The 26,566-nt window shown below is 68.7% G+C and carries 21 protein-coding genes and 1 other RNA gene; 8 read left to right on the forward strand and 14 right to left on the reverse strand.

The features are described from left to right. Positions 1–14: 14 nt before the first annotated feature. The 4 genes from xdhC to B7P44_RS05250 all read right to left on the reverse strand — a co-directional run bounded on the left by xdhC (position 15) and on the right by B7P44_RS05250 (position 4,273). Entirely contained in the window at positions 15–1,025 is a 1,011-nt protein-coding gene (xdhC, locus tag B7P44_RS05235) for a xanthine dehydrogenase accessory protein XdhC (protein ID WP_084901455.1), read from the reverse strand. 550 nt (positions 1,026–1,575) lie between these two features. Beyond that, positions 1,576–2,088, reverse strand: coding sequence for a disulfide bond formation protein B (locus tag B7P44_RS05240; protein WP_084901458.1), 513 nt, complete (start codon positions 2,086–2,088; stop codon positions 1,576–1,578). A gap of 117 nt (positions 2,089–2,205) precedes the next feature. After that, a complete protein-coding gene (locus B7P44_RS05245) occupies positions 2,206–3,582 on the reverse strand; it encodes an amidase (RefSeq protein ID WP_084901460.1) in 1,377 nt (458 codons plus the stop codon). A gap of 7 nt (positions 3,583–3,589) precedes the next feature. Further along, positions 3,590–4,273, reverse strand: coding sequence for a GntR family transcriptional regulator (locus B7P44_RS05250; RefSeq protein ID WP_084901463.1), 684 nt, complete (start codon positions 4,271–4,273; stop codon positions 3,590–3,592). Between the two features lie 252 nt (positions 4,274–4,525). On the opposite strand from B7P44_RS05250, the gene B7P44_RS05260 reads away from it, so the two are divergent. Both B7P44_RS05260 and B7P44_RS05265 read left to right on the forward strand, forming a co-directional pair. Beyond that, positions 4,526–5,737, forward strand: a complete 1,212-nt coding sequence (locus B7P44_RS05260; protein ID WP_084901465.1) for a gamma-glutamyl-gamma-aminobutyrate hydrolase family protein — start codon at positions 4,526–4,528, stop codon at positions 5,735–5,737. A gap of 108 nt (positions 5,738–5,845) precedes the next feature. Next, the gene (locus tag B7P44_RS05265) at positions 5,846–6,526 is read left to right on the forward strand and encodes a DUF2968 domain-containing protein (protein WP_084901468.1); all 681 of its coding nucleotides are present in this window, start codon (positions 5,846–5,848) and stop codon (positions 6,524–6,526) included. A 119-nt stretch (positions 6,527–6,645) separates the two neighbouring features. Here the strand turns inward: B7P44_RS05265 and B7P44_RS05270 are convergent, their stop codons facing one another. Then, positions 6,646–7,656 (reverse strand): hypothetical protein, encoded by a 1,011-nt coding sequence (locus B7P44_RS05270; protein ID WP_231716657.1) that lies wholly within the window; start codon positions 7,654–7,656, stop codon positions 6,646–6,648. Between the two features lie 193 nt (positions 7,657–7,849). Here B7P44_RS05270 and tcuC point away from each other — a divergent pair, with 193 nt between their 5' ends. Beyond that, positions 7,850–9,145, forward strand: a complete 1,296-nt coding sequence (gene tcuC / locus B7P44_RS05275; protein ID WP_084901473.1) for an MFS transporter — start codon at positions 7,850–7,852, stop codon at positions 9,143–9,145. A 75-nt stretch (positions 9,146–9,220) separates the two neighbouring features. Here the strand turns inward: tcuC and B7P44_RS05280 are convergent, their stop codons facing one another. Further along, positions 9,221–11,059, reverse strand: coding sequence for a tetratricopeptide repeat protein (locus B7P44_RS05280; RefSeq protein WP_407924004.1), 1,839 nt, complete (start codon positions 11,057–11,059; stop codon positions 9,221–9,223). A gap of 130 nt (positions 11,060–11,189) precedes the next feature. On the opposite strand from B7P44_RS05280, the gene B7P44_RS05285 reads away from it, so the two are divergent. Then, positions 11,190–12,839: an FAD-dependent monooxygenase gene (locus B7P44_RS05285; RefSeq protein ID WP_084901478.1), complete on the forward strand. Its 1,650-nt coding sequence runs from the start codon at positions 11,190–11,192 to the stop codon at positions 12,837–12,839. Positions 12,840–12,864: 25 nt separating this feature from the next. Here the strand turns inward: B7P44_RS05285 and B7P44_RS05290 are convergent, their stop codons facing one another. From B7P44_RS05290 to B7P44_RS05305, 4 genes are read right to left on the reverse strand one after another with little or no spacing between them, the layout of a single operon-like run. Further along, positions 12,865–13,116, reverse strand: coding sequence for a formate dehydrogenase subunit delta (locus B7P44_RS05290; protein ID WP_084901481.1), 252 nt, complete (start codon positions 13,114–13,116; stop codon positions 12,865–12,867). A 7-nt stretch (positions 13,117–13,123) separates the two neighbouring features. Next, positions 13,124–16,075, reverse strand: a complete 2,952-nt coding sequence (fdhF, locus tag B7P44_RS05295; protein WP_084901484.1) for a formate dehydrogenase subunit alpha — start codon at positions 16,073–16,075, stop codon at positions 13,124–13,126. A 17-nt stretch (positions 16,076–16,092) separates the two neighbouring features. Continuing rightward, complete coding sequence (locus B7P44_RS05300) at positions 16,093–17,670, reverse strand: formate dehydrogenase beta subunit (protein ID WP_084901486.1); 1,578 nt, start codon at positions 17,668–17,670, stop codon at positions 16,093–16,095. Next, positions 17,667–18,173 carry an NAD(P)H-dependent oxidoreductase subunit E gene (locus B7P44_RS05305; RefSeq protein ID WP_084901489.1) on the reverse strand — a complete coding sequence of 169 codons (507 nt, stop codon included), beginning with the start codon at positions 18,171–18,173 and terminating at the stop codon, positions 17,667–17,669. Before B7P44_RS05305 ends, B7P44_RS05300 begins: the two co-directional genes overlap by 4 nt. A gap of 131 nt (positions 18,174–18,304) precedes the next feature. Here B7P44_RS05305 and B7P44_RS05310 point away from each other — a divergent pair, with 131 nt between their 5' ends. From B7P44_RS05310 to B7P44_RS05320, 3 genes are all read left to right on the forward strand, one after another. Beyond that, positions 18,305–19,384 (forward strand): substrate-binding domain-containing protein, encoded by a 1,080-nt coding sequence (locus tag B7P44_RS05310; protein ID WP_084901491.1) that lies wholly within the window; start codon positions 18,305–18,307, stop codon positions 19,382–19,384. Between the two features lie 128 nt (positions 19,385–19,512). Beyond that, on the forward strand, positions 19,513–19,782 hold the full coding sequence (locus tag B7P44_RS05315) for a hypothetical protein (RefSeq protein ID WP_084901494.1): 270 nt from the start codon (positions 19,513–19,515) through the stop codon (positions 19,780–19,782). Positions 19,783–20,084: 302 nt separating this feature from the next. After that, positions 20,085–20,438: a DUF4148 domain-containing protein gene (locus B7P44_RS05320; protein WP_084901496.1), complete on the forward strand. Its 354-nt coding sequence runs from the start codon at positions 20,085–20,087 to the stop codon at positions 20,436–20,438. 297 nt (positions 20,439–20,735) lie between these two features. Here the strand turns inward: B7P44_RS05320 and ssrA are convergent. The 4 genes from ssrA to ompA form a co-directional block, all read right to left on the reverse strand. Further along, positions 20,736–21,105, reverse strand: a transfer-messenger RNA (tmRNA) gene (gene ssrA, locus B7P44_RS05325). Positions 21,106–21,122: 17 nt separating this feature from the next. Continuing rightward, the gene (gene gph / locus B7P44_RS05330) at positions 21,123–21,839 is read right to left on the reverse strand and encodes a phosphoglycolate phosphatase (RefSeq protein WP_084901499.1); all 717 of its coding nucleotides are present in this window, start codon (positions 21,837–21,839) and stop codon (positions 21,123–21,125) included. Between the two features lie 16 nt (positions 21,840–21,855). Continuing rightward, complete coding sequence (ubiG, locus tag B7P44_RS05335) at positions 21,856–22,554, reverse strand: bifunctional 2-polyprenyl-6-hydroxyphenol methylase/3-demethylubiquinol 3-O-methyltransferase UbiG (protein WP_010091733.1); 699 nt, start codon at positions 22,552–22,554, stop codon at positions 21,856–21,858. Positions 22,555–22,707: 153 nt separating this feature from the next. Continuing rightward, positions 22,708–23,382, reverse strand: coding sequence for an outer membrane protein OmpA (gene ompA, locus B7P44_RS05340; RefSeq protein WP_084901502.1), 675 nt, complete (start codon positions 23,380–23,382; stop codon positions 22,708–22,710). Positions 23,383–23,897: 515 nt separating this feature from the next. On the opposite strand from ompA, the gene gyrA reads away from it, so the two are divergent. Continuing rightward, entirely contained in the window at positions 23,898–26,501 is a 2,604-nt protein-coding gene (gyrA, locus tag B7P44_RS05350) for a DNA gyrase subunit A (protein ID WP_084906426.1), read from the forward strand. Positions 26,502–26,566: the final 65 nt, after the last annotated feature.

A 26,566-nucleotide genomic window follows, 5' to 3' on the forward strand; every position in this document is an offset into this window, starting at 1 on the left:
TTTTTCTTGGTCGGTCAGAAAGTAGGGGAAGCCTGCGCGGGCGCATGCGCATTTGCTTCGACGGCCTGCAGCAACTGCGCGGCCACCGAGATCGCGATCACTTCGGGCGCCTTGTCGACGATGCCTTCGACGCCGATCGGGCAACGCATCCGCGCGATCTGCGCCGGATCGATGCCGATCGCCGCGAGCCGGTGATCGAACTGCACGCGCTTCGGGTGCGAGCCGATCATCCCGAAGTACGCGTAGTCGCCGCGCCGCAGGATGCGCTCGGCCAGCACGAAGTCGCGCGCATGATCGTGCGTCATCACGACGAAGTAGCTCTGCGGCGGCGCGGCGTCGACGGCGTCGTCCGGCGTGTCGCTCGCGTCGATCGTCAGGTTGGCGATCCCGGCGAGCGTGTCGGACGGCGGGAACGCCGCGTCGCGCCGGTCGACCCAGCGCACGCTGCACGGCAGCGTCGCGAGCACCTTCACGAGCGCGGTGCTCACGTGCCCGGCGCCGAACAGCACGACCGGGAACGCATGCGGCGCAATCGTCTCGGTCATCAGCGAGACGCCGCCGGTTTCCCACAGCAGGCAGTCGGCGCGCGCGGCGGCCGGCTCCGGCTCGCTCAGGAGCGGCGCGCCCGGCGAGGGGCCGAATGATACGCTACGCACGGTCGCGGCGCCGGCCGCGACGCGTTTCGCGAGCGACATGATCCAGCCGAGATCGCCGACGTCGAGCCGCTCGAACGCGAGCACCACCGCGCCGCCGCAGCACTGGCCGAGGCTCGGGCCGAGCGCGAGCCGCTCGAGCTTGCGCGCGTGCGGCACGTGCGCGCCGTCCTTCAGCAGGTGCCGCGCGATTTCGATCGCCTTCCATTCCAGATGGCCGCCGCCGATCGTGTGGCGCGCGGTGTCGCGCGTCACGAGCATCTTGGTGCCGGCTTCGCGCGGCGCGGAGCCGTCGGTGTGCGCGACGGTGACGAGCACGGCCGCTTCGCCGTGCGCGAGCATGTGCTGGAGATCGCCGAGCCAAGGTTCCATCAGCGCGCTCCCGGACGGTCGGCGCAGGATGCGCGGGGCGCTCTGGCGGGCGCGGAGCGGGGCGTGCGAAGTGCGCCGCGGAATGAGTCGCCAAATGCGGCGCGGACGCCATGAGGGTGACAGATGCGGATGGTTTGCGTTGTCATGATGAATCCAGTCGACATTGCGGATCAGGCGCGCGTTACGCAGGGATCGAGACCGCCCGGCCTCGCGCACGTAGATCGCCATCCAGCACGCACGATAGCACTGCAAAAAGGCCGGAAGATCGTCCGGCATTGATGCGCGCTATCAGACGGCGATCATGTCGATCATAGGCCCGTCGCGGGACGTTGCGGGTCCGGCAGCCGGCGGCCGGGCCGGGACGCAGGCCCGGCGGGGGGCGATGGTGAAGCGGGGCGGGAGGCGATCTGCCTGGAAAGGCGCGCCGCAAAGGGGTAGGTGTTTACGCGTGGCCGGCGAGGTGCGGCCGGCCAGGCGCGGCCGGCAACACCCGGCTGGTCGAACTTGCCCGGCGTGCGGCCGCGGCCGCACGCGCGGAACCGCTCGCGGCTCAGGCCACGAGCTTGCGGCGATGGCGCCAGAGGCTTGCGGCGACCGGGATCAGGATCGCCGCGAAGCCGATCAGCGCCCAGCCGGGCAGCAGGATGCCGAAAATCGGCGGATAGACCGTCTCGCACAGGCCGGCGACCTTGAACATGCCGGGGAACCAGTGCGCGGGCGGCAGGCTGTCGACGATCGGCTGCAGCGTGTCGAAGCCGCAACTGAAGCCGGGGTTCATCTGGATCGACAGGTGCCGGGCGGCGGTGCCGACGCCGGCGGCCGCGGAGATCGCGATCAGCAATTCGAGCAGCCAGACGCCGCGCCAGTGGTGCATCCCGGCGGCGAGGAACGCGAAGATGCCGATCGCCGCGAAGAAGTAGCGCTGGATGATGCACAGCGGGCACGGGTCCTCGTTCTTCACGTACTGCAGATAGAGCGCGCCGGCGAGCAGGGCGATGCATACCCAGCCGAGCAGCATCAGCAGGCGGCGTTCACGGCGTAGCGCAAGCGTGTAGTCGTTCATGGTCAGCGGGGTTCCTCGTGGGGTCGGTCCGGAAAACAATCGCGCGATTTTAGCGCGAACGAACTGGCACGAAACTGACGGCGCGCTTGTGGCGCGCCGCCGCACGCCGCTCGCGCGTCAGCGGATCGTGTTCAGCACCGCTTCCACTGCCTGGCCGATCGCGAGCAGCGCGTCGTCGCGATGCGGCGCGGCGGCGAGCATCAGGCCGACCGGCGCGGCGTCGCGCGGATGGCACGGCAGCGACAACGCACACGCGTCGAGGAAGTTGAACGCGCTCGGGTTGCGCAGGATCAGCGCGTTGGTGCGCGCGAACGCGTCGTCGTCGGCTTCCAGCGCCGCGATGCGCGGCGGCACGATCGGCACCGTCGGTGCGACCAGCGCGTCGAAACGCGACCAGACCGTGTGCGCGGCTTCGTCGAGCAGCGCGTGGCGCGCGGCGAGCAGGTCGAGGTAGTCGGCCGCGCTCGCGGGCTCGCCTTTCAGGATCCGGCTCAGCACGCGCGGGTCGTAGCGGTCGCGGTGCTGCGCGAGCAACGGCCGGTGCCACGCGTATGCCTCGATCGGCGAGAAGCCGAAGCGGTTGATGTCCGGCAGCCGGTCGAGCGCCGCGAAGCGCACCTCGGCGACGATCGCGCCGGCCGCTTCCAGATGCTTGAGCGCGGCGTCGAGCGCCGCAGCGACGTCGGCGTCGACGCCGTCCGTCACGTAGTTCGTCAGCACGCCGAGCCGCACGCCTTCGAGCGGGCGTGCGGCGGGCACGTGCGGCTCGAGGCCGGCGAGCATCCGGTCGACGAGCGCGCAGCAAGCGACCGTCAGCCCGATCGGGCCGAACGAGTCGAGCGTCGTCGACAGCGGCACGCCGCCTTGCCGCGGAATCCGGCTCGCGGTCGGCTTGAAGCCCGTCAGCCCGCAGAGCGCGGCCGGGATGCGGATCGAGCCGCCGGTGTCGGTGCCGAGCGCGACGGCCGCCATGCCGTCGGCGACGGAGGCGGCAGCGCCCGACGACGAGCCGCCGGCGATCCGCGCGTCGCCAGGCACGTCGCGGTGGTACGGCGAGCGCGGCGTGCCGAAATGCGGATTCAGGCCGAGCCCGGAGAACGCGAATTCGCTCATGTTGGTGCGGCCGACCAGCACCGCGCCCGCGCGCTTGAGCCGCGCGACGGCGATCGCGTCGGTCGCGGCGGGCGGTGCGTCGTCGAGCACGCGCGAGCCGGCCCGAGTCACCTGGCCGGCAACGTCGAACAGGTCCTTCACCGACACGGGTATGCCCGCGAGCGGCGACAGCACGGTGCCGGCCGCGCGCAGCCGGTCGTGCGCGTCGGCGGCGGCGCGCGCGTTGTCGGCGTCGACTTCGGTGAACACGACCGCGCCCTGGCCGGCCGGATCGGCGATCCGTGCGAGCGCGGTGTCGACGAGCGCGCGGCTCGTCGTCCTGCCGGACGCGAGATCCGCGGCGAGCTGGGCGAGCGGAGGGAAGGGCGTGAAAGTGGTCATGGTCGGCTCAGGGACGAAGATGTTGAAGAAGGGTGGCGCGGAACGAGTCGATATGGCGTTCGACGGCCGCGCGCGCACCGGCGGCGTCGCGCGCGGCGAGCCGCTCGAACAGCTCGCGGTGTTCACGCTGGACGTCGGCGAGGTGGTGCGGCGCGGACAGCGTGACGAACCAGAAGCGCAGCGAGCGCTCGTGCAGCCCGCGCAGGATCTCGGCCAGCACCGGGTTGCGCGCGGCCGCGCCGATCGTCAGATGAAACGCGCGATCCAGATCCATCATCCCCTCGACGTCGTGCGCGTCGGCGCGGGCCTCGCCGTCGTCGAGCAGCGCGGCCAGGCGCCCGAAATCGTCCGGCGTCGCGTGGCGGGCGGCGAGCTCGACGCAGTGCGCTTCGTTGATGCGCCGCACGTCGATGATCGCGACGATGTCGTCGAGCGACAGCGGCTGCACCATCAATCCCTTGCGCGGGATGACCGACAGCAGCCCGTCGAGCACGAGGCGATGCACGGCCTGATGGACCGGCGTGCGGCCGATGCCGGTGCGTGCGACGAGCTCGGCTTCGTTGAGCGCGGCGCCGGGCTTGAGGCGCATCGTGATGATGTCGCGCTGGATCAGCGCGTACGCGCGTTCGGCGAGGCTGGCGGACGAGGCGGCTGGCCGGCGCGCGTGCGGGGTGTCGATCAGGGTGTCCATGCGGGTGGTGGCGCGGCGGCCGGACGAGGCGAGGGTATTCGGCGTGCTCCGGCGCGTAGGCAATGCGTCGATATTATGGTGATATATCACGGGTGTCCAGCGCGGCCGGACGGCGGCGACTTCCGCACGGGAAGTGACCAGACCCCTGCAACATTGATGACAAGATGTTGTCGGCGCCCCGCGCGATCGGGCACTGAAGCATAATGAATCCTCGTCAATCCACCCGCGTGAGCGACGCAGCAGACCACCGTCATGAGCGAAAACACGCCTTCCTTTGCCGGCTCGGCCGGCACGTCTTCTCCTTCTTCCGATTCCACCCGTCCGAATTCGGCGAGCGCTGCGGCCGACACGGCCGCCCGGGCGTCCGCGGCGCAAGGCGTCGCCCATGACGTCGCCGGCGCGGGCGCTTCGCCCGTCACCGGGACGTCCGAGCCGGGTGCACCGGGGGCCGCGGCCGGCGGCGCCGGCGCGTCGGCAGGCGCGACGGCGAACGAGCGCAAACCGGGCGCGCCGCCGCCGGGATTCGGCGCGCCGCCCGACTTCGACACGCCGCGGCCGCCGCCTGCGAGCGCGCAGGCCGCGCCGCCCGCCTACCTGAAGCAGAGCGACACGCCGTGGTCGGTGTTCGGCCGGATCATCGCGGCGCGCGCGCGCCGCCTGTTCGACCGCGCCGGCCAGCGCATCACGCAGCGCACGCTGCGCATCGGCGTGTCCGCACGGATCTTCCATCCGGAGCCCGGTGCGAAGGGGCTGCGCGGCAAGACACTGCAGTATCTGGAGGAATCGATCGCGCACTGGGTGATGTCGCGCGACGTGCTGGTCTTCATGATTCCTACCGTCGGTCATCAGGGGATGCTGCACCCGAGCAACATCCGCCTGCGCGACTATGCGAAGCATCTCGACGGCCTGCTGCTGCAGGGCGGCGCCGACGTGTCGCCGCAGACCTACGCGGCGTCGGACGCGCATCCCGAATGGCCGGGCGACCGCGTGCGCGACATGTACGAGCTCGAGCTGCTGCACGAATTCGTCGAGTCCGGCAAGCCGGTGCTCGGCGTGTGCCGCGGCTGCCAGCTGATCAACGTCGCGTTCGGCGGATCGCTCTACCAGGACATCGCGACCGACGTGCCGACCGCGAACCCGCACGTGAGCGAGCATTACGACCAGCACCGCCACGCGATCCGGTTCCCCGACAGCTCGACGCTCGCGAGCATGTTCCCGGGGCGCCGCGAGGCGATCGTCAACTCGATCCACCACCAGGCAATCCGCGATCTGGGCCGCGACCTGAACATCGAGGCCGTCTCGGCCGGCGACGGGATCATCGAGGGCATCCGCTACCGGCGCGCGCCGTTCGTCGTCGGCGTGCAGTGGCACCCGGAGTTCCATCGTGCGGGCGGGGCCGAACTGCTCGATTGCACGCCGTTGCTCGACGCGTTCCTGCGTGCCGCGCGCGAGACCCGCCTGTAAGTCCGTCGAGCTTTGCAACGACGCGCCGCATCCCGGTAAATTCGAGATGCGGCGCCGGCGAATTGAACGATAATCGCGAGTTCCCGATTCGTCCGCCGGAGTCTGACGTTGGTCTTCCGAAATCTCTCCCCTGCACGATGCGCAACGTGGATCGTTGCGATGGCGGCATGCGCGCACGCCGCTGCGGCGTGGTCCGCCGACGACACGGCGCCCGTTGCCGGCACCCGTCCGGCCGTGACGAGCCTGAGCGGCGAAGCCGCGCCCGCGGCGGACGGGGCCGCGCAAGGCAACGTCGCCGAGCTGACGCAGATGCTGCGCGACGGCAAGGTCGTCGAAATGCGCACCGCGTACAACGGCAGCTACGGCGCGAGCCTGATGTTCGATCCGCAGGAAATGACGTACTACGTCGCGCTGTTCCAGGACAAGCACCTGTGGCGCGTGATCAAGTCGCAGGACAAGAGCCGTGCGGAAATGGTCTATGCGAATTTCAGTCAGCAGACCGTACAGTTGTCGGACATCGAAATCCGCCGGACCGAACTGCAGGCGCAGAAGGCGTTTCTCGAGCGCGTGATCGCGCTGTCGAACAGTCGCGCGCAGCAGTTGCAGGCGGACCTGGGCATCGCGCGCAGTCAGCAGGCGGAAGTCGCGCAGCGGCAGAAGTCGGCGCAGGAGCAGGCGCATGCGCTGCAGATCGAGAAGCGCGCCGCGCAGGCGCAGCTGCGCGAGCTGCAGCAGCGGGTGCAGCAGCTCGAGCGGCAGACCGAGACGGGGTTGCCTGCGCACAAGTAACCGTGCGCCAGGCCCGGATCGACGCAACGGCCGGCCCGGGCCTTACAACGAGGACAGTCTGAACGAATCAGCCCGATCGGCTTGCGCGGATCGGGCTGATTTTTTGCGCGGCGCGCCGGTCAGCGGGTGAAGGCGTCCGGCGTGTCGGTCAGGCGCCGATGCGACAGCCGCGACGTCCAGTCGCCGTCGGCCGCAGCCGCCTGCGGTGCCCGCGCGACGGCGGGCTGCTCGGCGCGCAGCGCCTTTTCCAGCGCGATCAGCGTTTGCGGGTTGTCGAAGTCGCCGAGCGATGCCGGCGAGGACGCGCGTCGAAGCGCGGGGGGCGCAGACCGGACACGTGCGGCGACCCGCAGGATCGCCGGAGGCATGGCGGGCTGCGCGCGCGCCGTCGCCGGCCGTTCGCTCGCGCGACGTGCCCGCGGGATCGCGGCGGCGCGCGTCACGGCCGGACGTTGGGCCTTGGCGGTCGCCAGCGCGGCATCGGCCGTGATCACCGGCCTGGTCGCTGCCGCTTCAGGCGCGGCGTGGACCGTCGGCCCGGTGGCAGGTGCACGGCCAGCAGCGCGCGCGGCGCCCGGCGGCTGGGCGACACGGCCGATGGCGGTGACGCCCGATTGCACGGTGCCCGGCGGCGCCGATGCGAGATCGAACGCCGGTTCGTGGGCAGCGATGAGCCCGCCGATGATGCCGAGTGCGCCGAGGGTCCAGCAGCAGGCGAGTACGGCGCGCCGCGCAGGTGCGGCAGCGTTCGCGCGCGAGCGGGGCAGGACCACGATGGGTTCGGGCTTCGCGTCGTTCGACGGCACCCAGCGGCAGGTGCGATGAGGAGACTCGACGTCGATGCACGAGGTCTCGGTCCGCGCGACGCACGCACTGCCTGATCGGGCGTCCGACGTGCCGCGAAACGTCCATTCGCGCCCGAGCGGGATGCCGTCGAGCGGCCGGAAGCGGGGGACGGCAAGTTCGCCTTCGACGGGAACGAGTGGCGATGGATTCATGGCAGCGATATGCGGTGCGGCATGGGCGTGAAGCGGATGCGGCGCCAGCGTCGAAGTAAATCCGGAATTGTGATCGCTGGGACGCAGGCAGTCGATCGGACCAATCCGATTTTTGGGTCCGTATTTCGGCAACCGCGCACCAAAAGGCAAATGTAGGGCCGGCGTGGCATCATCCCCCGGACCATGTCGGCGGCGCGGGACTTTGTGCGAGGCGCGGCCGGCGTGCCGCGATTCCCGTTTGCGCCGTCGGTCCGGCGCAGCGCCCGGGGAGTCGGCGTATCAACGCGGCGCACGGGCGCGCCATTCGAGCCGAGCGAGTCAAAGCATGTCTACAGCATCACACGCCGCCGGGCAGGAATCCAGGTTCCGCACCGTGTTCCGGGTCGTCAGCGGCAACTTCCTCGAAATGTACGACTTCATGGTCTACGGGTATTACGCGTCGGCCATCGCGAAAACCTACTTCCCGAGCGGCGACGCGTTCGCGTCGCTGATGCTGGCGCTGTCCGTATTCGGCGCGGGCTTCATGATGCGTCCGGTAGGCGCGATCGTGCTCGGCGCGTACATCGACCGTCATGGCCGCCGCAAGGGGCTGATCCTGACGCTCACGCTGATGGCGATCGGCACGCTTGCGGTCGCCACGGTGCCCGGCTATGCGACGATCGGCGCGCTCGCGCCGGCGCTCGTGCTGTGCGGGCGCCTGCTGCAGGGCTTTTCGGCGGGCGTCGAGCTGGGCGGGGTGTCGGTCTACCTGTCGGAGATCGCGACGAAAGGGCACAAGGGCTTCTATACGTCCTGGCAGTCCGGCAGCCAGCAGGTTGCGGTCGTGTTCGCCGCGCTCGTCGGCGTGCTGCTGAACCGCGCGCTGCCGGCCGACGAGATGACCGCGTGGGGCTGGCGCATTCCGTTCCTGATCGGCTGCCTGATCGTGCCGTTCCTGTTCCTGATCCGGCGTTCGCTGAAGGAAACCGATGAATTCCTCGCGAAGCGCCATCGCCCGACGATCGGCGAGATCATGCGCTCGATGCTCGAGAACTGGGGCGTCGTGGTCGCCGGCATGGGGATGGTGATCATGACGACGGTGTCGTTTTACATGATCACCGCGTACACGCCGACGTTCGGCAAGGAAGTGCTGCACCTGTCGTCGATCGACGCGCTCGTCGTGACGGTCTGCGTCGGCCTGTCGAACCTCGTCTGGCTGCCGCTGTCGGGCGCGCTGTCGGACCGTATCGGCCGCCGCCCGGTGCTGATCGCGTTCACGCTGCTCACGCTCGTGACCGCCTATCCGGCCGTCCAGTGGCTGGTCGCGCAGCCGTCGTTCCTGCGCCTGCTTGCGGTCGAGCTGTGGCTGTCGTTCCTCTACGCGTCATACAACGGCGCGATGGTCGTCGCGCTGACGGAAGTCATGCCGGCCGACGTGCGCACGGCCGGCTTCTCGCTCGCGTACAGCCTCGCGACGACGATCGGCGGCTTCACGCCCGCGATCTCGACGCTGCTGATCCACGAAACGGGCAACAAGGCCGCGCCGGGGCTCTGGCTCGCGATCGCGGCCCTGTGCGGCCTGATTGCGACGCTCGTGCTGTACCGTACGCCGGAGGCGCGCAACCAGTACAAGGCGATCTGAGCCCGGCGCGCCGCGTGGCTGGCGCGGTCCATGCCGTTCACAGGGAGCGCATTGCGCTCCCTGTTTCATTTGGGCTCAGGTGGTGCGCAGCGCGTCGGCGATTTCGCTCACGACGTCGCGCCATTGCCCAGGCGCGGGCTGGCGCACGAGCCGGGCCTGCGGATACCACGGGCAGTCGCGGCCGCCGAACCAGCGCCAGTCGGCCGCGAACGGCAGCATCAGCCACAGCGGCTTGCCGAGCGCGCCGGCGAGGTGCGCGACCGCGGTGTCGATCGAGACGACGCCGTCCAGCCGCTCGATCAGCGTCGCCGTCGCGGCGAAGTCGGTCAGACGGCTGCCGAACGGGTGGACGCGCGGATGGGCTTCGAGGCGGGCCTGCTCGTCGTCTTCGACGGCCGGCTGCAGCACGATCCAGTCGATGTCGGGCAACGCGAACAGCGGCTCTAGCTCGGCCAGCGGTATCGAACGGTTGTCCCGTGCATGGCGCCGCCCGGACCAGACGAGACCGAACTTGCGTCGTTGCTGTCCGCCGAGGGAGCCGCGAAAGTGCCGGCGAGAATGGTCCGGTGCGTGGAGGTAGCGCGTGCCGGACAGGATGTCGTCCGGCTGCAGCCCGAGCGCGAACGGCAGGCTCAGCAGCGTGCATCCGACGTCCGCTGCGGGCGCCTTCGCCGCGCCCTGCGCGACGAGCGTGACGCGCCATCGTGCGGCGGCCGGTTCGAGCAATGCGACGAGCTCCGGCTGCACTTCGAGCACGACGTGCGCGCAGCGCGCACGGGCGAGCGGCACGAAGCGGACGAACTGCAGCGTGTCGCCGAACCCCTGTTCCGCGCGGATCAGCAGCGTGCGCGACGCGATCGGCTCGCCCTGCCAGCGCGGCAGCGCGCCGAGCGGCGTCGCGCCGGGCGTGTCGTGGCGCGTCTCGTAGGCGGGCAGGCCGCGGGTGAAATCGCCGAGCGTCAGCAGCGTGACCGCGCGATGCAATTGCGCCAGCGTGAAATCGGGCTCGACGCGCAGCGCCTGGTCGAACGCGCGCAGCGCCATCTCGTGCGCGCCGAGCGCGTGGTGCGCATTGCCGAGGTTCAGCCACGCGAGGCTGAACGACGGATCGAGGCCGACCGCGCGTTCGTAGTAGGGCAGCGCGTCGCAATGGCGGTCCTGCGCGCTCAGCGCATTCGCGAGACCGAACAGCGCGAGCGGAAAGGACGGATGCAGCGCGAGCGTGGCCTCGAACGCCGCAGCCGCTTCGGCGTGGCGGCCGACCGCGTCGAGCGTGTTGCCCAGGTTGAAATGCGCGGCGACGAAGCGCGGCTGCGCGGCGATGGCCGCATGGAAATGCGCGATCGCGTCGTCGGCCCGGCCCATCGCGGACAGCGCCATCGCGAGGTTGTTGTGCGCGCCGGCATGGCCCGGCCGCAGCGCCAGCGCGTGATGGAACGCGGCCAGCGCGTCGTCGTGGCGGCCGAGCGCGTTCAGCGCGTTGCCGAGATTGTTGTGGATCGACGCGTCGTCGGGCGTGAGCCGCAGCGCGCGGCCGAACGCGTCGATCGCCTCCTCGTGACGCTGCAGCGCCGCATACGCGTTGCCGAGGTTGTAGTGCGCGAGCGGAAATTCGGGCGCGAGCGTCAGCGCGTTGCGAAAGCGGTCGAGCGCCTCCTCCACGCGGCCGAGCGCCTTCAGCGCATTGCCGAGGTTGAGCTGCAGCGCGGCGTCGTCCGGGCGCAGCGCGACCGCGCGGCCGACGAGATCGGCCGCTTCGGCGTGCTGGCCCTGCTGATGCCGAAGCACGCCGAACAGATGCAGCGCGTCGGCGTCAGCGGGATTGGCGGCGAGCGCGGCGCGGTAGCCGTGCTCGGCGTCGGCGAGGTGGCCCGCGCGATGCGCGGCGTACGCTCGGTCGAAGGCGGAATCCATGACGCGAAAACTGGCGGGAAACGCGCATTGTCCCATACCCGGCCAGGGGCTCTCCCGTCGGCCGTCCGGCATATGGTCCCGTCAGGCGGAGCGGCGTAGACTTGCAGGGTCGCGTGTCATCGAGGTTCTCATGGTCGACGAACTGCTCGATATCCCACCCGTGCTGGTCGTCGGCGCGGGGCCGACCGGCCTTGCCGCCGCGATGAGCCTTGCCCGGGCGCGCGTGCCGGTGCGCGTGATCGACCAGGCGGCGAAGCCGTCGCCGTGTTCGCGCGCGATCGGCATCCAGGCGCGCACGCTCGAGTTGCTGGAGCAGCATCGCGTGGTCGAACCGTTTCTCGCGAGCGGGCACCGCGCACACGCGGCGGCGCTGCATGCGGACGGCCGCGTGATCGCCCGGCTCGATTTCGACCCGCTGCAGACGCGCTATCCGTATCTGCTGTTTCTCGACCAGAGCGTCACGGAGCGGCTGCTCGCCGAGCATCTCGAAAGCCTCGGCGTGACGGTCGAGCGCGGCGTCACGCTGACCGCCTGCGACGCGGGCGGCGCGTCCCTCGACGTGACGATCCGCGATGCGCACGGCACGGAGGAGCGGCTCGCGCCGTCCTACCTGATCGCCGCCGACGGCGCGCACAGCACGGTGCGGCATCTGCTCGGCGTGGGCTTTGCCGGCCGGCCGTTCGAGCAGACGTTCCTGCTCGCCGATCTGGCGGCGATTCCCGACTGGCCGGACGACGAGATTCATCTGTTCACGACGGCGGACGGCATCGCGGGCCTGTTCCCGATGGGCGACGGCCGCTACCGGCTGGTGGCGGACCGGCCGCGGGAGAACGGCGCGCTGTCCGACGAGCGCGGGCCGTCGCTTGCGCAATGCCTGGAGATCGTCCGCGCGCGCGTGGGGACGTCGATCGTCCTGAGCGACCTGACATGGTCGTCCTATTTCCACCTGCACAGCCGGATGGTCGAGCGCCTGAGGCACGGGCGCGTGTTCTTCGCGGGCGACGCCGCGCACGTCCACAGCCCGGCCGGCGCGCAAGGCATGAACACCGGCATCCAGGAGGCGTTCAACCTCGGCTGGAAGCTCGCGCGGGTGCTGGGCGCGGGGGCGCCGGAGCGGCTGCTCGACACGTATCACGCGGAGCGTCATCCGATCGAGCGCGACGTGTTGCGGCAGACGAGCTTCCTGACGCAGATCGTCGAGGCCGATCGCGGGCCGATGAAGCTGTTGCGCGATCACGTCGTGCCGCTGCTGGCGTCGTTCGGGCCGATGCGCGACGCGGTGCGGCGCACGGTCAGCGAACTGGGGGTGCAGTACCGCAAGAGCCCGCTCACGCTCGAGCGTGTGCTCGACGGCGGCCCGCGCGCGGGCGAGCGGGCGCCCGATGCGCTCGTGCACGTGATCGACGGGCCGCTCGGGCAGGCGCCGGGCATCGCGCGGCTGTTCGACCTGCACGAGCCGACGGGATTCACGCTGCTGCTGCTCGAGGACCCGCCGCAGGAGGGCGGGGCGGGCGCGACGCCGCCCGCTGCCGAGGCTGCGCAGGCCCTGGCGGAGTCGCTCGAACGGATCATGCCGGGCGCGGTGCGCGTGTGGCGGGTCGCCGATACCGAAGGCGACGGTGCGGCGGGGCTGGCGGACGCCTACGGCCGGTCGCGGCCGTCGTTCTACCTGCTGCGGCCCGACGGCTATATCGCGGCGCGCGGCCGGCTCGCGTCCGACACGAACGCGCTGCTGCGCCACTGTGAAAGCTGGTTCGCCGGCGTATCGCTGCCCGCGTAGCGGCAGCGGTACGCCGGTCAGGCGTTCAGACGGGCGCGGCGGCGGGCGTCAGCGTGTCGCGATAGGCGGCAATCGCATCGCGGACGATCGGCGCGGCGCGCTGTGCCGCGTCGCCGGCCGGATCGTCGAACGCCGCCAGCAGCGCGCGGCGCATCCGTGGTTCCCAGAAGCGCCGGATATGGTCGGCGATGCCGGCCAGCGCCTCGTCGCGATCCGGCATCGACGCGAAGAATTCGCCGATCTGGTTGGCCATGTCGATCAGGTGTCCGGTGTTCATGGCGTCCTCACTTGCCGGTCGTCACGGCCGCGGGCGACGCCGCGCGGCGTTCGAGCAGGTCGAGCTGCTCGGCGTTGAAGCGCGCGTACGCACGCTGCCAGTCGGACGGCTGCGCGACCGGCATCACCTGTACCGCCGTCACTTTGTATTCGGGGCAGTTCGTCGCCCAGTCCGAGCTGTCGGTCGTGATCACGTTCGCGCCCGATTCGGGGAAGTGGAACGTCGTGTACACGACGCCAGGCTGCATGCGCTCGGTCACGAGCGCGCGCAGCACGGTCTGCCCGGCGCGCGACTCGATGCCGACCCAGTCGCCGCTGCGGATCCCGCGGTCCTGCGCATCGTGCGGATGAATCTCGAGCCGATCCTCCTCGTGCCACCGCACGTTGTCGGTGCGGCGCGTCTGCGCGCCGACGTTGTATTGCGACAGGATGCGGCCCGTGGTCAGGATCAGCGGATAGCGCGGCGTGACCTTTTCCGGCGTCGGAATGAATTGCGTGATCACGAACCTGCCCTTGCCGCGCACGAACGCATCCGTGTGCATCGTCGGCGTGCCTTCCGGCGCATGCTCGTTGCACGGCCACTGGATGCTGCCGAGCGCTTCGAGCTTCGCGTACGACACGCCCGAGAAGGTCGGCGTGAGCCGCGCGATCTCGTCCATGATCTCCGACGGATGCGCGTAGTCCATCTCGTAGCCGAGCGCGCGGGAGAGCATCAGCGTCACTTCCCAGTCCGCATGGCCGGCGAGCGGGGGCATCACCTTGCGCACCCGCGAGATGCGGCGCTCCGCGTTCGTAAACGTGCCGTCCTTCTCGAGGAACGACGAACCGGGCAGGAACACGTGCGCGTACTTCGCCGTCTCGTTCAGGAAGATGTCCTGCACGACGATGCACTCCATCGACGACAGCGCGGCCGCGACGTGCTGGGTGTTCGGGTCCGACTGCACGATGTCCTCGCCCTGGCAGTAGAGCCCCTTGAAGCTGCCGTCGAGCGCCGCGTCGAACATGTTCGGGATGCGCAGCCCCGGCTCCGGCTGCAGCTTGGCCGCCCACGCGTCCTCGAACAGCGCGCGCACGCCGGCGTCGCCGATATGCCGGTAGCCGGGCAGTTCGTGCGGAAACGAGCCCATGTCGCACGAGCCCTGCACGTTGTTCTGGCCGCGCAGCGGGTTGACGCCGACGCCTTCGCGGCCGATGTTGCCGGTCGCCATCGCGAGGTTCGCGATGCCCATCACCATCGTCGAGCCTTGCGCGTGCTCGGTCACGCCGAGCCCGTAATAGATCGCGGCATTGCCGCCCGTCGCATACAGCCGCGCGGCGGCGCGCACCTGTTCGGCCGGCACGCCGGTCACGTCCGCGGTCGCATCCGGCGAATTCTCGGCGCGCGCGACGAACTCGCGCCACTGTTCGAACGCGCGCGTCTCGCAGCGTTCGGCGACGAAGGCCGCGTCGACGAGCCCTTCGGTGACGATCACGTGCGCGAGCGCATTGACGATCGCGACGTTGGTGCCGGGACGCAGCTGCAGGTGATGCGACGCCTTCACGTGCGGGCCGTCGACCACGTCGATGCGGCGCGGATCGACGACGATCAGCTTCGCGCCTTCGCGCACACGGCGCTTCAGGCGCGAGCCGAACACGGGGTGGCCGTCGGTCGGGTTCGCGCCGATCACGACGATCACGTCGGCCTTGGCGACCGACGCGAAGGTCTGCGTGCCGGCCGATTCGCCGAGCGTCGTCTTCAGGCCGTAGCCGGTCGGCGAGTGGCACACGCGTGCACAGGTGTCGACGTTGTTGTTGCCGAACGCGGCGCGCACGAGCTTCTGCACGAGATAGGTTTCCTCGTTCGTGCAGCGCGACGACGTGATGCCGCCGATCGAGTCGCGGCCGTACTTCGCCTGCAGCTTGCGGAACTGCGTTGCGGCATAGGTGATCGCTTCTTCCCAGCCCACTTCGCGCCACGGGTCGGTGATCTTCTCGCGGATCATCGGTTTCGTGATGCGATCCTTGTGCGTCGCATAGCCCCATGCGAAGCGGCCCTTCACGCACGCGTGGCCTTCGTTCGCGAGGCCGTTCTTGTGCGGCGTCATGCGCACGACCTGCGTGCCTTTCATCTCCGCCTTGAACGAGCAGCCGACGCCGCAATACGCGCAGGTCGTCACGATCGCGTGCTCGGGCTGTCCGAGCTGCACGACCGACTTCTCCTGCAGCGTCGCGGTCGGGCACGCGGCCACGCACGCGCCGCACGACACGCATTCGGATGCCATGAACGCTTCGCTTTCGCCCGCGGCCACGCGCGATTCGAAGCCGCGCGCCGCGATCGTCAGCGCGAACGTGCCCTGCGTCTCTTCGCAGGCGCGCACGCAGCGGTTGCAGACGATGCACTTCGACGGGTCGTACGTGAAGTACGGATTCGACTCGTCCTTTTGATCGCGCAGATGGTTTGCGCCGTCAAAGCCGTAGCGCACCTCGCGCAGCCCGACCACGCCCGCCATGTCCTGCAGTTCGCAGTCGCCGTTGGCGGGGCAGGTGAGGCAGTCGAGCGGGTGGTCGGAGATGTACAGCTCCATCACGTTGCGGCGCAGCGCTTGCAGCTGGTCGGACTGCGTGCGCACCTTCATGCCGGCTTCGGCGGGCGTCGTGCACGACGCCGGATAGCCGCGCCGGCCTTCGATCTCGACGAGGCACAGCCGGCACGAGCCGAACGGTTCGAGCGAGTCGGTCGCGCACAGCTTCGGCACGTTCACGCCGGCTTCGATCGCCGCGCGCATCACCGACGTGCCGGCCGGCACCGTGACCGGCTGGCCGTCGATCTCGAGCGTGACATCGATATCGGCATGGCGCTGCGGCGTGCCGTAGTCGGTGTCGTCGAACGGATCGCGCGCGCGCGCCTGCGCGGCGCTCTTGCACGCGCATTGGCCCGAGCCGCAGCCGCCTGGTCTGGAATTGAGCGCATCGAGGGACATGCAATGCTCCTTCTGGGTCAGGCCGCGGCCTTGGCCGGGCCCGGCGCGGCATCCTTGCCGACGGCGAGCCCGAAGTCTTCGGGGAAATGGTCGAGCGCGGACAGCACCGGGTACGGCGTCATCCCGCCCATCGCGCACAGCGAGCCGGCGAGCATCGTGTCGCACAGGTCGCGCAGCAGCGTGACCTGGCGCTCCGACGTGTCGCCCCGGCGGATTCGCGCGATCGTCTCGACGCCTCGCGTGGAGCCGATCCGGCACGGCGTGCATTTGCCGCACGATTCGATCGCGCAGAATTTCATCGCGTACTCGGCGAGCTCGGCGAGGTTCGACGTGTCGTCGTGCAGCACGATGCCGCCGTGGCCGACCACCGCGCCGATCGCCGCATACGCCTCGTAGTCGAGCGGCACGTCCCATTGGTGCTCGGGCAGGTAGGTGCCGAGCGGGCCGCCGACCTGCGCGGCGCGTGCGGGCTGGCCGTTCGCGGTGCCGCCGCCGAAATCGAACAGCAGCTCGCGCAGCGTGACGCCGAACGCGAGTTCGACGAGGCCGCCGTGCCGGATGTTGCCGGCGAGCTGGAACGGCAGCGTGCCGCGCGAGCGGCCCATCCCGAAGTCGCGATAGAACGCGGCGCCGCGCGCGAAGATCACCGGCGCGGTTGCGAGCGTGATCACGTTGTTGATCACGGTCGGCTGGCCGAACAGCCCGGCGAGCGCCGGCAGCGGCGGCTTCGCGCGCACGACGCCGCGCTTGCCCTCGAGCGACTCGAGCAGCGCGGTTTCCTCGCCGCACACGTACGAGCCCGCGCCTTTCGCGACGTGCAGCTCGAACGCGTGCGCGGAGCCGAGCACGCTCTCGCCGAGCCAGCCGGCGTCGCGGGCCCGTGCGATCGCGGCTTCGAGCGTTGCGATCGCGTGCGGATATTCGCTGCGCACGTAGATGTAGCCGATCGTCGCGCCGGTCGCGATGCCCGCGATGATCATCCCTTCGATCAGGCAGTACGGGTCGCTTTCCATGATCAGGCGATCGGAGAACGTGCCCGAGTCGCCTTCGTCCGCATTGCAGACGATGTATTTCTGATTTGCGCTCGCGTGCCGGACCGTGCGCCATTTGATGCCGGCCGGAAACGCCGCGCCGCCGCGGCCGCGCAGGCCCGACTCGATCAGCGCGTCGCACGCGGCGTCGCCGTCGAGCGCGAGCGCGTTCTTCAGGCCGGCGAGGCCGTCGTGCCGCAGGTAGTCGTCGATCGACAGCGGGTCGGTCAGGCCGATGCGCGAGAACGTGAGGCGCTGCTGGCGCGCGAGATAGGGCAGTGCGTCGACGAGGCCGACGCCGCTCGGGTGCGCGCCGCCGTCGAGCCAGTTGGCGTCGAACAGGGCAGGCACGTCGGCGGCCGACAGGTTCGCGTAGCCGACGCGGCCGGCCGCCGTGCCGACCTCGACGAGCGGTTCGAGCCACAGCAGGCCGCGCGTGCCGTTGCGCACGAGATCGATCGCGATGCCGCGCCGTGCGGCTTCCGCGACGATCGCGGCGGCGAGCGCGTCGGCGCCGAGCGCGAGCGCGGACGAATCGCGCGGCACATAGATGCGGGTCGTCATGCCGCCTCCTGAGCGTGCGCGACGGCGTCGGCGAGCAGCGCGTCGAATTTCTCCGGGGTGACCTTCGCGTGCAGCACGCCGTTGATCGTCATCGACGGCGATTGTGCGCAGAGCCCCAGGCAGTAGACGGATTCGAGCGCGACGTCGCCCGGCGCGACGGCGCCCGCCTGCGGCGAGTCGCCGTGCGCGGCGTCGAACGCGCAGCCGGTGCGCGCTTGCGCGTGCGCCGCGAGCGCTTCGCAGCCCATGCTGCGGCAGGCTTCGGCGCGGCACATCTGGATCGTCACGCGCGCCGGCGGCTCGGTGCGGAAATGGTGGTAATACGTGAGGACGCCGTGCACTTCCGCGCGCGACAGGTTGAGCGCCTTCGCGAGCGGCGCGACGCAACCGGGCGGCACGTAGCCCGCTTCGTCCTGGATCGCATGCAGCACGGCGACGAGCGACCGGCCGCCGTGCGCATGCCGCGCGACTAGTGCGTCGGGCGCTTCGGAAATCGGGGACATCTGTTATGCTCCTCCAAAGTCTCATATGCGCAGATGGTTCATATATTGCGCATGCCGACTTCATTCTGTTGGATTTCGGTCAACGATAAGCGGAACATTGAGTGGTCGCAATAGGAAGTTACGGTGCATAAATGATTCGAGTCGAATGCGACGCAAATCTGATCGTGCGCGACAGCGACGGGCGCAAGGCGAGCCTGTCGGACGTCGCGCCGTTGCTGGAACTCGTCGCCGGGACGGGCAGCATCGCGCAGGCGGCGCAGGCCAAAGGGTTGTCGTACCGCCATGCGTGGGGGGTGCTGCGCGCGCTGGAGGCCTGCGTCGGCGGCGCGCTGATCGAAACCGCGCGGGGCAAGGGGTCGGTGCTGTCCGAGCTCGGGCAGGCGGTCGTCGACGCGCAGCGTCTCGCGCGCAGCCGTCTCGACGGGAACCTGCGCGCGCTGGCGGCCGAAGTCGCGAGCGACCTGAACCGGCGGCTCGCGCAGCGCGACGGGGGTGTGCGCATCCATGCGTCGCACGGCTATGCGGTCGCGGCGCTCGTCTCCGCGCTGGTCGACGCGCATGCGGCGGTCGACATCAAGTACCGCGAGAGCGTTGAAGCCGTACAGGCGCTCGCGCGCGGCGAGTGCGAGCTTGCGGGCTTCCATCTGCCGCGCGGCGAGTTTCGCGAACAATGCGCGCAGATCTACCGGCCCTGGCTCGACGACGCGCGCCACGTGCTGATTCACCTGACGCGGCGCAAGCAAGGCTTGTTCTTGCCGCGCGGCAACCCGAAGCAGGTGCGCGGCCTGTCCGACCTCGCGCGCGACGACATCCGCTTCGTCAACCGCCAGCCGGGCTCGGGCACGCGCATGCTGCTGGATCTCGCGCTGCGCCGGATCGGCGTTGATCCCGAACGCATCAACGGCTATGCATCGGCCGAGCTGACCCATTCGGCGATCGCCGCGTTCGTCGCCAGCGGGATGGCCGATCTCGGCTTCGGCGTCGAGCCGGCCGCGCATCATTTCGGTCTCGATTTCATTCCGGTTGTCGACGAGGATTACTACTTCGCGTGCGAACGCGAGCGGCTCGGCGAGCGGCCGCTCGACGGCGTGCTGGCGCTACTGCGCGACGCGCGCTACGTCGAACGGGTCGCGCGTCTCGACGGCTACGATCCGGCGGCGTGCGGCACGGTGACGAGCGTCGCGGCGGGGCTCGCCGGCGCGGACGCGTAGACGGCGCGCGGCGGCAACGCACGGTAAAAGGGGCGTGCTCGAACGACTCTGCAGCGGCTGCGGATTTGCGCTACGCTTGCCGCTCGATCAACGTTCCAACAAGCACGCCAGCCAGGCGTCGTCACGCCATGAAACTTTCCCATCCCCTCTCCGCGGCAGCGTTGACTGCGGGGTTGCTGATCGCCGCTTCGCCGCTCGCGTTCGCGCAGAATTCGCCCGGTGTGCCCGGCGGCATCCTCAGCGACCAGTTCAGGCTGAATGAACATCCGCAGATGCCGTTCGCGGCGTCGGCGCCGTCGAAGAAATATCAGACCGGCAAGAAGTCTGCGATGCGCCGCAAGGGCGACATCGGCGATCCGAACGGCTGCAATCTGAAGTGTCCGATGGACGGCGAATGAAGCGACGATGAGGGCGTCCGGACGTCGCCCGGCTCGGTTTCGTTCCCGGATGCACGGACCCGTTTCATTCATTGCGAGCCCCGCGAAGCATGCCGCTTCGCGGGGCTCGCGCGTTTCTGCATGTGCCGGCCGCCAACGAAGCGCACGAGGATCCGGCGCTTTGATAGTGGTTAACCCGTATTCGGGAAGTCTGTCTTCCCGAAACCTGCCTTATTCTTAAGCAACTGCCTACATAAACTTCAGTTGTCAGCGATGAACGAGGTGTTCACCGCGAAAACGGACAAATCTGGAGGTAGGTCATCATGAAATCGCTCGTTCAAGCCGTCGTCGTTGCTGCAGCTCTCGTTGCCCCGGTCGTGTCGTTCGCCCAGCCGGGTTCGCAGATCACCCGCGCGCAGGTGCGCGCCGAACTGGTTCAGCTCCAGCAGGCGGGCTACAACTCGGCACGCGGTGAAGATCCGCATTACCCGGAAGCGATCCAGGCCGCGACTGCGCGCGTCGCCGAGCAGCAGCGCAATGCCGTTGCGCAGGCGCAAGGCGTCGATGCCAGCGGTTACGGCGCGCAAGCGCGGGGCGCATCGGCGTCGGGTTCGCGCGCGGCGGGCGTGCATCCGGCCACTGTCGAAGAAATGAACTCGCTGTATCGCGGCAGCTAAGTCGCGCAACGCTCGGGACCGCGGACGGTGCGCCAGGTGCGACGACCCGTCGCGCGGCGCGCTGCGAGGTCGGGCCCGGGTGGGCTGTCGCTGCGTGCGCCGGTGCGAGGTGCTCGCGGGGCGGCCCGACATCCGTCACCTCCTGCCGCCGGGTTTCCGGCGGCATTCCGCCCGGCCCATCGGGGCTGGGCGCTTTTTCCGAAGGAGGGCGGCACCGTGCGCCACGGCTGCATTGCACAGGCAACAAAAAACCCCGCAGGACGGTCGTCATGCGGGGTTCGTTGCATCGCGAGAATTTGGTGGAGGCGGCGGGAATCGAACCCGCGTCCAGAAGCGCTCCACGACCAGTTCTACATGTTTAGTTCTGTCATTTGATTTAACCGCAGCGACGCGGACGAACACGCTGCACTACGGCGATTCGCTAGGTTTTCGACCCGGGCGTCGCGACGCCGCCAAGGCTTAACTGACGTAAATGACCTCTGGCGGTATTGCTACCGGTCTTGCGACGCTAGCCCGTCAGTGAACTAGGCAGAGGACGGCGGCCCTTAGGCTGCCAGTGCGAACGTATCGTCGTTTGCAGTTACGTTTTTCCCATTGATTAACGAGGTGACGGGTCCTCGACATGCCCTAGCCGCTTCACAACCCCTGTCGAAACCAGGTCGCCCCCGCGGATAAGATTGACCATTATAGCCCAACATCGCGCAGCAGCTCGCGTAATTGCTGCGTCGTTTCGACAAGGTGATGAGCTTGCCAGTCCCCCGGCGCGGCGCCGTCGCCGCAATAGCCGTAGGCGGCCGCGACGGTGGCCATGCCTGCCGCGCTGCCTGCCTGGATGTCGCGCAGGTCGTCGCCGACGTAGACGATGCGCTCGGGCGCGATCGTCAGCTGCCCGGCTGCATGCAGCAGCGGGGCGGGGTGCGGTTTCGCGTGCGGCGTTGTATCGCCCCCGACGACGCACGCTGCGCGCGGGCCGAGGCCGAGCAGGCCGACGAGCGGTTCGGTCAGGCGCATCGCCTTGTTCGTGACGATGCCCCAGCGCACGCCGCGTGCGTCGAGCTCGTCGAGCAGCGTGTCGATGCCGGGGAACAGCGTCGTGTGCACGCAAAGGTCGGTCGCGTAGTTGGCCAGGAACTCGTCGCGCATCGCGTCGTAGTCGGCCGACTGCGGGCTGATGCCGAATGCGCCGCCGAGCAGGCCGCGCGCGCCGGCGGACGCCAGCGGCCGCAGCGTGTCGAGCGAGGTCTCGGCCAGTCCGCGCGCGCGCTGCATCTTGTTGACCGCGGCTGCGAGATCGGGTGCGGTATCGGCGAGCGTGCCGTCGAGATCGAACAGCACCGCGTCGCAGCGTTGCAGGCCCGGTTCGTCGGGCGCGGCCCGCGTGGGCGAGAGGGAAGTCGTCATACCGGTCGAGTCGTTGTCACGCGCCGCGACGGCATGCGACGAGGTAATTGATGTCGGTGTCGTTCGACAGCGCGAAGCGCTTGCCGAGCGGATGATACGTGATGCCCTTGATCTCCACGACGTGCAGATCGGTGGCGCGCACGAAGCCGGCCAGTTCCGATGGACGGATGAAGCGTGCGTAGTCGTGCGTGCCCTTCGGCAGCATCTGCGCGATGTATTCGGCGCCGATCACGGCGAACAGGTAGGACTTCAGGTTGCGGTTCAGCGTCGAGAAGAACACCCAGCCGCCCGGCTTGACGAGCGTCGCGCAGGCCGCGACGACATTGGCCGGCGACGGCACGTGCTCGAGCATCTCCATGCACGTGACCACGTCGTAGGTGCCGGGCTCGCGCTCCGCGATCGCTTCGGCCGCGATCGCCTCGTAGTCGACCGTTACGCCGCTCTCGAGGCTGTGCAGGTCGGCGACGCCAAGCGCTTCGGTGGACAGGTCGATGCCTTTCACCTGCGCGCCGAGCCCGGCCATCGATTCGGACAGGATGCCGCCGCCGCAACCGATGTCGAGCACGCGCTTGCCGGCCAGATGGGCGTGCGCGTCGATCCAGCCGAGCCGGACCGGGTTCAGGTCGTGCAGCGGCTTGAATTCGGCATTCGGATCCCACCACCGATGGGCGAGGTCGCTGAATTTCTGGAGTTCGTGCGGATCGGCGTTGGTCATGTCGGCAAACGGGCTACGGGAGGAGGGCGACGCATCGCTGCATCAAGCCCCGAGTATATAAGCGGGCGGACGGCGAGGCCAGCGAACGCCCGGACGGGCGTCAATGAAAAAGCCCCGCCGAGGCGGGGCTTTGAGGCAGTCGAGGACCGCGGCTTACTGTGCCGGAACGGTCGTCTTCTGCACTTCTTGCGTACCGACCACTTCGACTTCCACGCGGCGGTCCGGTGCGAGGCAAGCGATCAGCTGCTTGCGGTTCTTCTGGTTGCAGCCGGTCGTGACCGGGTTGCGCTTGCCCTTGCCTTCCGTGTAGATCTTGTTGGCCGGGATGCCCTTGCTGACCAGGTACGACTTCACGGCTTGCGCACGGCGCAGCGACAGACGGTCGTTGTACTTGTCCGAACCGATGCGGTCGGTGTAGCCCGTTGCGACGACCACTTCCGTGTTCATGCCCTGGATCTTGCCAGCCAGGTCGTCCAGCTTCTGCTTGCCCAGCGGCTTCAGCGTTGCCTTGTCGAAGTCGAACAGTGCGTCGGCTTGATACGTGATCTTCTGGCTCGAGATTGCCGGAGCTGCCGCCGGTGCGACCGGAGCCGGTGCCGGTGCCTGGGCGACCAGTGCGCCATCGCACTTCGCGTTGGCGGTGGCCGGCGTCCAGAATGCATCGCGCCAGCAAAGCTCGTTCGTGCCGTTCATCCAGACGTATTCGCCGGTACCGTTCACCCAGTTGTCATTCACGGCTTGTCGCGACGCCGGCACCGATTGTGCCGATGCGGATGCAGCCATAACTGCGGTAGCTGCAATGAACGCGAGCTTTGAAAGTTTATTCATATTTCTCCTCTCGAAATTGAGATTACCGCAGGTTTACTGCGAGCCTGTTGACGGTGACAAGTCATACATTGCTCGAAGTATAACATTGGTGCGGCACAAAAAACGCGGCGCCGCTCTGTGTAGACTTCGAGCAGCGTCTAACTTTCAGTGCGTTGGCATTTTGCCATATCGTTCCCTTCCCACGAAAAAAAATCCTCCCCACCCCAACTTCGCCTCGCCGTTTGTGGCGCATGCGCAACACCGCCCTGCCGTAACTTTTGGAGATTGTCAAGTGTGCGGGCGCAAATATGCGCGCAGGTGCAGGCATGTCCGCGTGCGCATGTGAAATGGCCGGGCGGCGTGTTTTCGGGGCGCGAACAAGGAGGGCGGATGGCCGCGCCGGCTTTCGCCATTCTTATATAGAGGGGGAGGCGAATTGGCGGAAGAAGGGCGCATGTTAGAATCTCACGTTGCGTTGCGCATGCAGCGCTCATGCGAAAGGCGTTCCCGTCTTCGCTCCGAAAAGATACGGATACATGGATCAATTCGCCAAAGAGACCCTGCCCACCTCCCTTGAGGAGGAAATGCGCCGTTCGTATCTCGATTACGCGATGAGCGTGATCGTCGGACGTGCCCTTCCGGATGTCCGCGACGGACTGAAGCCGGTGCACCGGCGCGTCCTGTTCGCGATGCACGAACTGAACAACGACTGGAACCGGGCGTACAAGAAGTCGGCGCGTATCGTCGGCGACGTGATCGGTAAGTACCACCCTCACGGCGACAGCGCGGTGTATGAAACGATCGTGCGGATGGCGCAGGATTTCTCGCTGCGCTACATGCTGGTCGACGGGCAAGGCAACTTCGGCTCGATCGACGGCGACAATGCCGCCGCGATGCGTTACACCGAAATTCGCATGGCGAAGATCGGTCACGAGCTGCTGTCCGACATCGACAAGGAAACCGTCGATTTCGGCCCGAACTACGACGGCAGCGAGATGCAGCCGCTGATCCTGCCGGCGCGGATCCCGAACCTGCTGATCAACGGTTCGTCGGGCATCGCGGTCGGCATGGCGACCAACATCCCGCCGCACAACCTGAACGAAGTCGTCGATGCGTGCCAGCACCTGCTGCACAACCCTGAAGCGACGATCGACGAACTGATCGAGATCATCCCGGCGCCGGACTTCCCGACGGCCGGCATCATCTACGGCGTCGCCGGCGTGCGCGACGGCTATCGCACCGGCCGCGGCCGCGTCGTGATGCGCGCGGCCACGCACTTCGAGGAGATCGATCGCGGCCAGCGGATGGCGATCATCGTCGACGAGCTGCCGTACCAGGTCAACAAGCGCTCGCTGCTCGAGCGCATCGCCGAACTCGTCAACGAGAAGAAGCTCGAGGGCATCTCCGACATCCGCGACGAGTCCGACAAGAGCGGCATGCGCGTCGTGATCGAGCTCAAGCGCGGCGAAGTGCCGGAAGTGGTGCTGAACAACCTGTACAAGGCGACCCAGCTCCAGGACACCTTCGGCATGAACATGGTCGCGCTCGTCGACGGCCAGCCGAAGCTGCTCAACCTGAAGGAAATCGTTCAGTGCTTCCTGTCGCACCGCCGCGAGGTGCTCACGCGCCGGACGGTGTACGAACTGCGCAAGGCGCGCGAACGCGGCCACGTGCTCGAAGGTCTCGCGGTTGCGCTCGCGAACATCGACGAGTTCATCGCGATCATCAAGGCCGCGCCGACGCCGCCGATCGCGAAGCAGGAACTGATGACCAAGGCGTGGGATTCGTCGCTGGTGCGCGAGATGCTCACCCGCGCCGAGACCGAGAATGCCCCGGCAGGCGGTCGCGACGCGTATCGCCCGGAAGGGCTGAACCCGGCATTCGGCATGCAGGGCGACGGCCTGTACAGGCTGTCCGACACGCAGGCCCAGGAAATCCTGCAGATGCGCCTGCAGCGCCTGACCGGCCTCGAGCAGGACAAGATCATCGGCGAGTACCGCGAGGTGATGGCGCAGATCGCAGACCTGCTTGATATCCTGGCCCGCCCCGAGCGGATCACGGTGATGATCGCCGAGGAGCTGACCGCGGTGAAGGCCGAGTTCGGCGACGCGCGCCGCTCGAAGATCGAGCTGAACGCGACCGAGCTGAACACCGAAGACCTGATCACCCCGCAGGACATGGTCGTCACGATGTCCCATTCGGGCTACGTGAAGTCGCAGCCGCTGTCCGAGTACCGCGCGCAGAAGCGCGGCGGCCGCGGCAAGCAGGCGACGCAGATGAAGGAAGACGACTGGATCGAGACGCTCTTCATCGCGAACACGCACGACTACATGCTGTGCTTCTCGAACCGCGGCCGCGTGTACTGGGTCAAGGTCTACGAGGTGCCGCAGGGCTCGCGCAACTCGCGCGGCCGCCCGATCGTCAACATGTTCCCGCTGCAGGACGGCGAGAAGATCAACGTCGTGCTGCCGGTCAAGGAATTCTCGGCCGACAAGTTCGTGTTCATGGCGACGTCGCTCGGCACCGTGAAGAAGACGCCGCTCGAGGCATTCAGCCGTCCGATGAAGAAGGGCATCATCGCGGTCGGCCTCGACGACGGCGATTTCCTGATCGGCGCGTCGATCACCGACGGCGCGCACGACGTGATGCTGTTCTCCGACGCCGGCAAGGCGGTGCGCTTCGACGAGAACGACGTGCGTCCGATGGGCCGCGAGGCGCGCGGCGTGCGCGGGATGCAGCTCGAGGACGGCCAGCAGGTCATCGCGATGCTGGTCGCGGGCAGCGAGGAGCAGTCGGTGCTCACCGCGACCGAGAACGGCTACGGCAAGCGCACCCCGATCACCGAGTACACGCGTCACGGCCGCGGCACGAAGGGCATGATCGCGATCCAGACGTCCGAGCGCAACGGCAAGGTGGTCGCCGCGACGCTCGTCGACGCCGAGGATCAGATCATGCTGATCACGACCGCCGGTGTCCTGATTCGCACGCGCGTTTCGGAGATTCGCGAAATGGGGCGCGCCACGCAAGGTGTTACACTCATCAGCCTCGATGAGGGTACGAAGCTCTCCGGCCTGCAGCAGATCGCGGAAGCCGAAGATGGCGACGGCGAGGCCGACGAGGCGTCGGACGGCGAAGCCTGACCAAGGATGTGACTCTCGAGCGGCCGCAGGCAGGCGCGCAACGCGAATAAGCGCGCCGCGTGCGG

The organism is Burkholderia ubonensis subsp. mesacidophila, from assembly GCF_002097715.1.
GTDB lineage: Bacteria > Pseudomonadota > Gammaproteobacteria > Burkholderiales > Burkholderiaceae > Burkholderia > Burkholderia mesacidophila.

Excerpts from the sequence above, each read along its gene's own strand:
- B7P44_RS05240 (WP_084901458.1), bottom strand. The coding sequence starts at position 2,088 with ATGAACGACTACACGCTTGCGCTACGCCGTGAACGCCGCCTGCTGATG.
- B7P44_RS05315 (WP_084901494.1), top strand. The coding sequence starts at position 19,513 with ATGAAACTTTCCCATCCCCTCTCCGCGGCAGCGTTGACTGCGGGGTTG.
- B7P44_RS05260 (WP_084901465.1), top strand. The coding sequence starts at position 4,526 with ATGAGCGAAAACACGCCTTCCTTTGCCGGCTCGGCCGGCACGTCTTCT.
- B7P44_RS05305 (WP_084901489.1), bottom strand. The coding sequence starts at position 18,173 with ATGTCCCCGATTTCCGAAGCGCCCGACGCACTAGTCGCGCGGCATGCG.
- xdhC (WP_084901455.1), bottom strand. The coding sequence starts at position 1,025 with ATGGAACCTTGGCTCGGCGATCTCCAGCACATGCTCGCGCACGGCGAA.
- gph (WP_084901499.1), bottom strand. The coding sequence starts at position 21,839 with ATGACGACTTCCCTCTCGCCCACGCGGGCCGCGCCCGACGAACCGGGC.
- fdhF (WP_084901484.1), bottom strand. The coding sequence starts at position 16,075 with ATGTCCCTCGATGCGCTCAATTCCAGACCAGGCGGCTGCGGCTCGGGC.
- B7P44_RS05285 (WP_084901478.1), top strand. The coding sequence starts at position 11,190 with ATGGTCGACGAACTGCTCGATATCCCACCCGTGCTGGTCGTCGGCGCG.
- B7P44_RS05320 (WP_084901496.1), top strand. The coding sequence starts at position 20,085 with ATGAAATCGCTCGTTCAAGCCGTCGTCGTTGCTGCAGCTCTCGTTGCC.
- B7P44_RS05290 (WP_084901481.1), bottom strand. The coding sequence starts at position 13,116 with ATGAACACCGGACACCTGATCGACATGGCCAACCAGATCGGCGAATTC.
- gyrA (WP_084906426.1), top strand. The coding sequence starts at position 23,898 with ATGGATCAATTCGCCAAAGAGACCCTGCCCACCTCCCTTGAGGAGGAA.
- B7P44_RS05300 (WP_084901486.1), bottom strand. The coding sequence starts at position 17,670 with ATGACGACCCGCATCTATGTGCCGCGCGATTCGTCCGCGCTCGCGCTC.
- B7P44_RS05245 (WP_084901460.1), bottom strand. The coding sequence starts at position 3,582 with ATGACCACTTTCACGCCCTTCCCTCCGCTCGCCCAGCTCGCCGCGGAT.
- ompA (WP_084901502.1), bottom strand. The coding sequence starts at position 23,382 with ATGAATAAACTTTCAAAGCTCGCGTTCATTGCAGCTACCGCAGTTATG.
- tcuC (WP_084901473.1), top strand. The coding sequence starts at position 7,850 with ATGTCTACAGCATCACACGCCGCCGGGCAGGAATCCAGGTTCCGCACC.
- B7P44_RS05250 (WP_084901463.1), bottom strand. The coding sequence starts at position 4,273 with ATGGACACCCTGATCGACACCCCGCACGCGCGCCGGCCAGCCGCCTCG.
- B7P44_RS05280 (WP_407924004.1), bottom strand. The coding sequence starts at position 11,059 with ATGGATTCCGCCTTCGACCGAGCGTACGCCGCGCATCGCGCGGGCCAC.
- ubiG (WP_010091733.1), bottom strand. The coding sequence starts at position 22,554 with ATGACCAACGCCGATCCGCACGAACTCCAGAAATTCAGCGACCTCGCC.
- B7P44_RS05310 (WP_084901491.1), top strand. The coding sequence starts at position 18,305 with ATGATTCGAGTCGAATGCGACGCAAATCTGATCGTGCGCGACAGCGAC.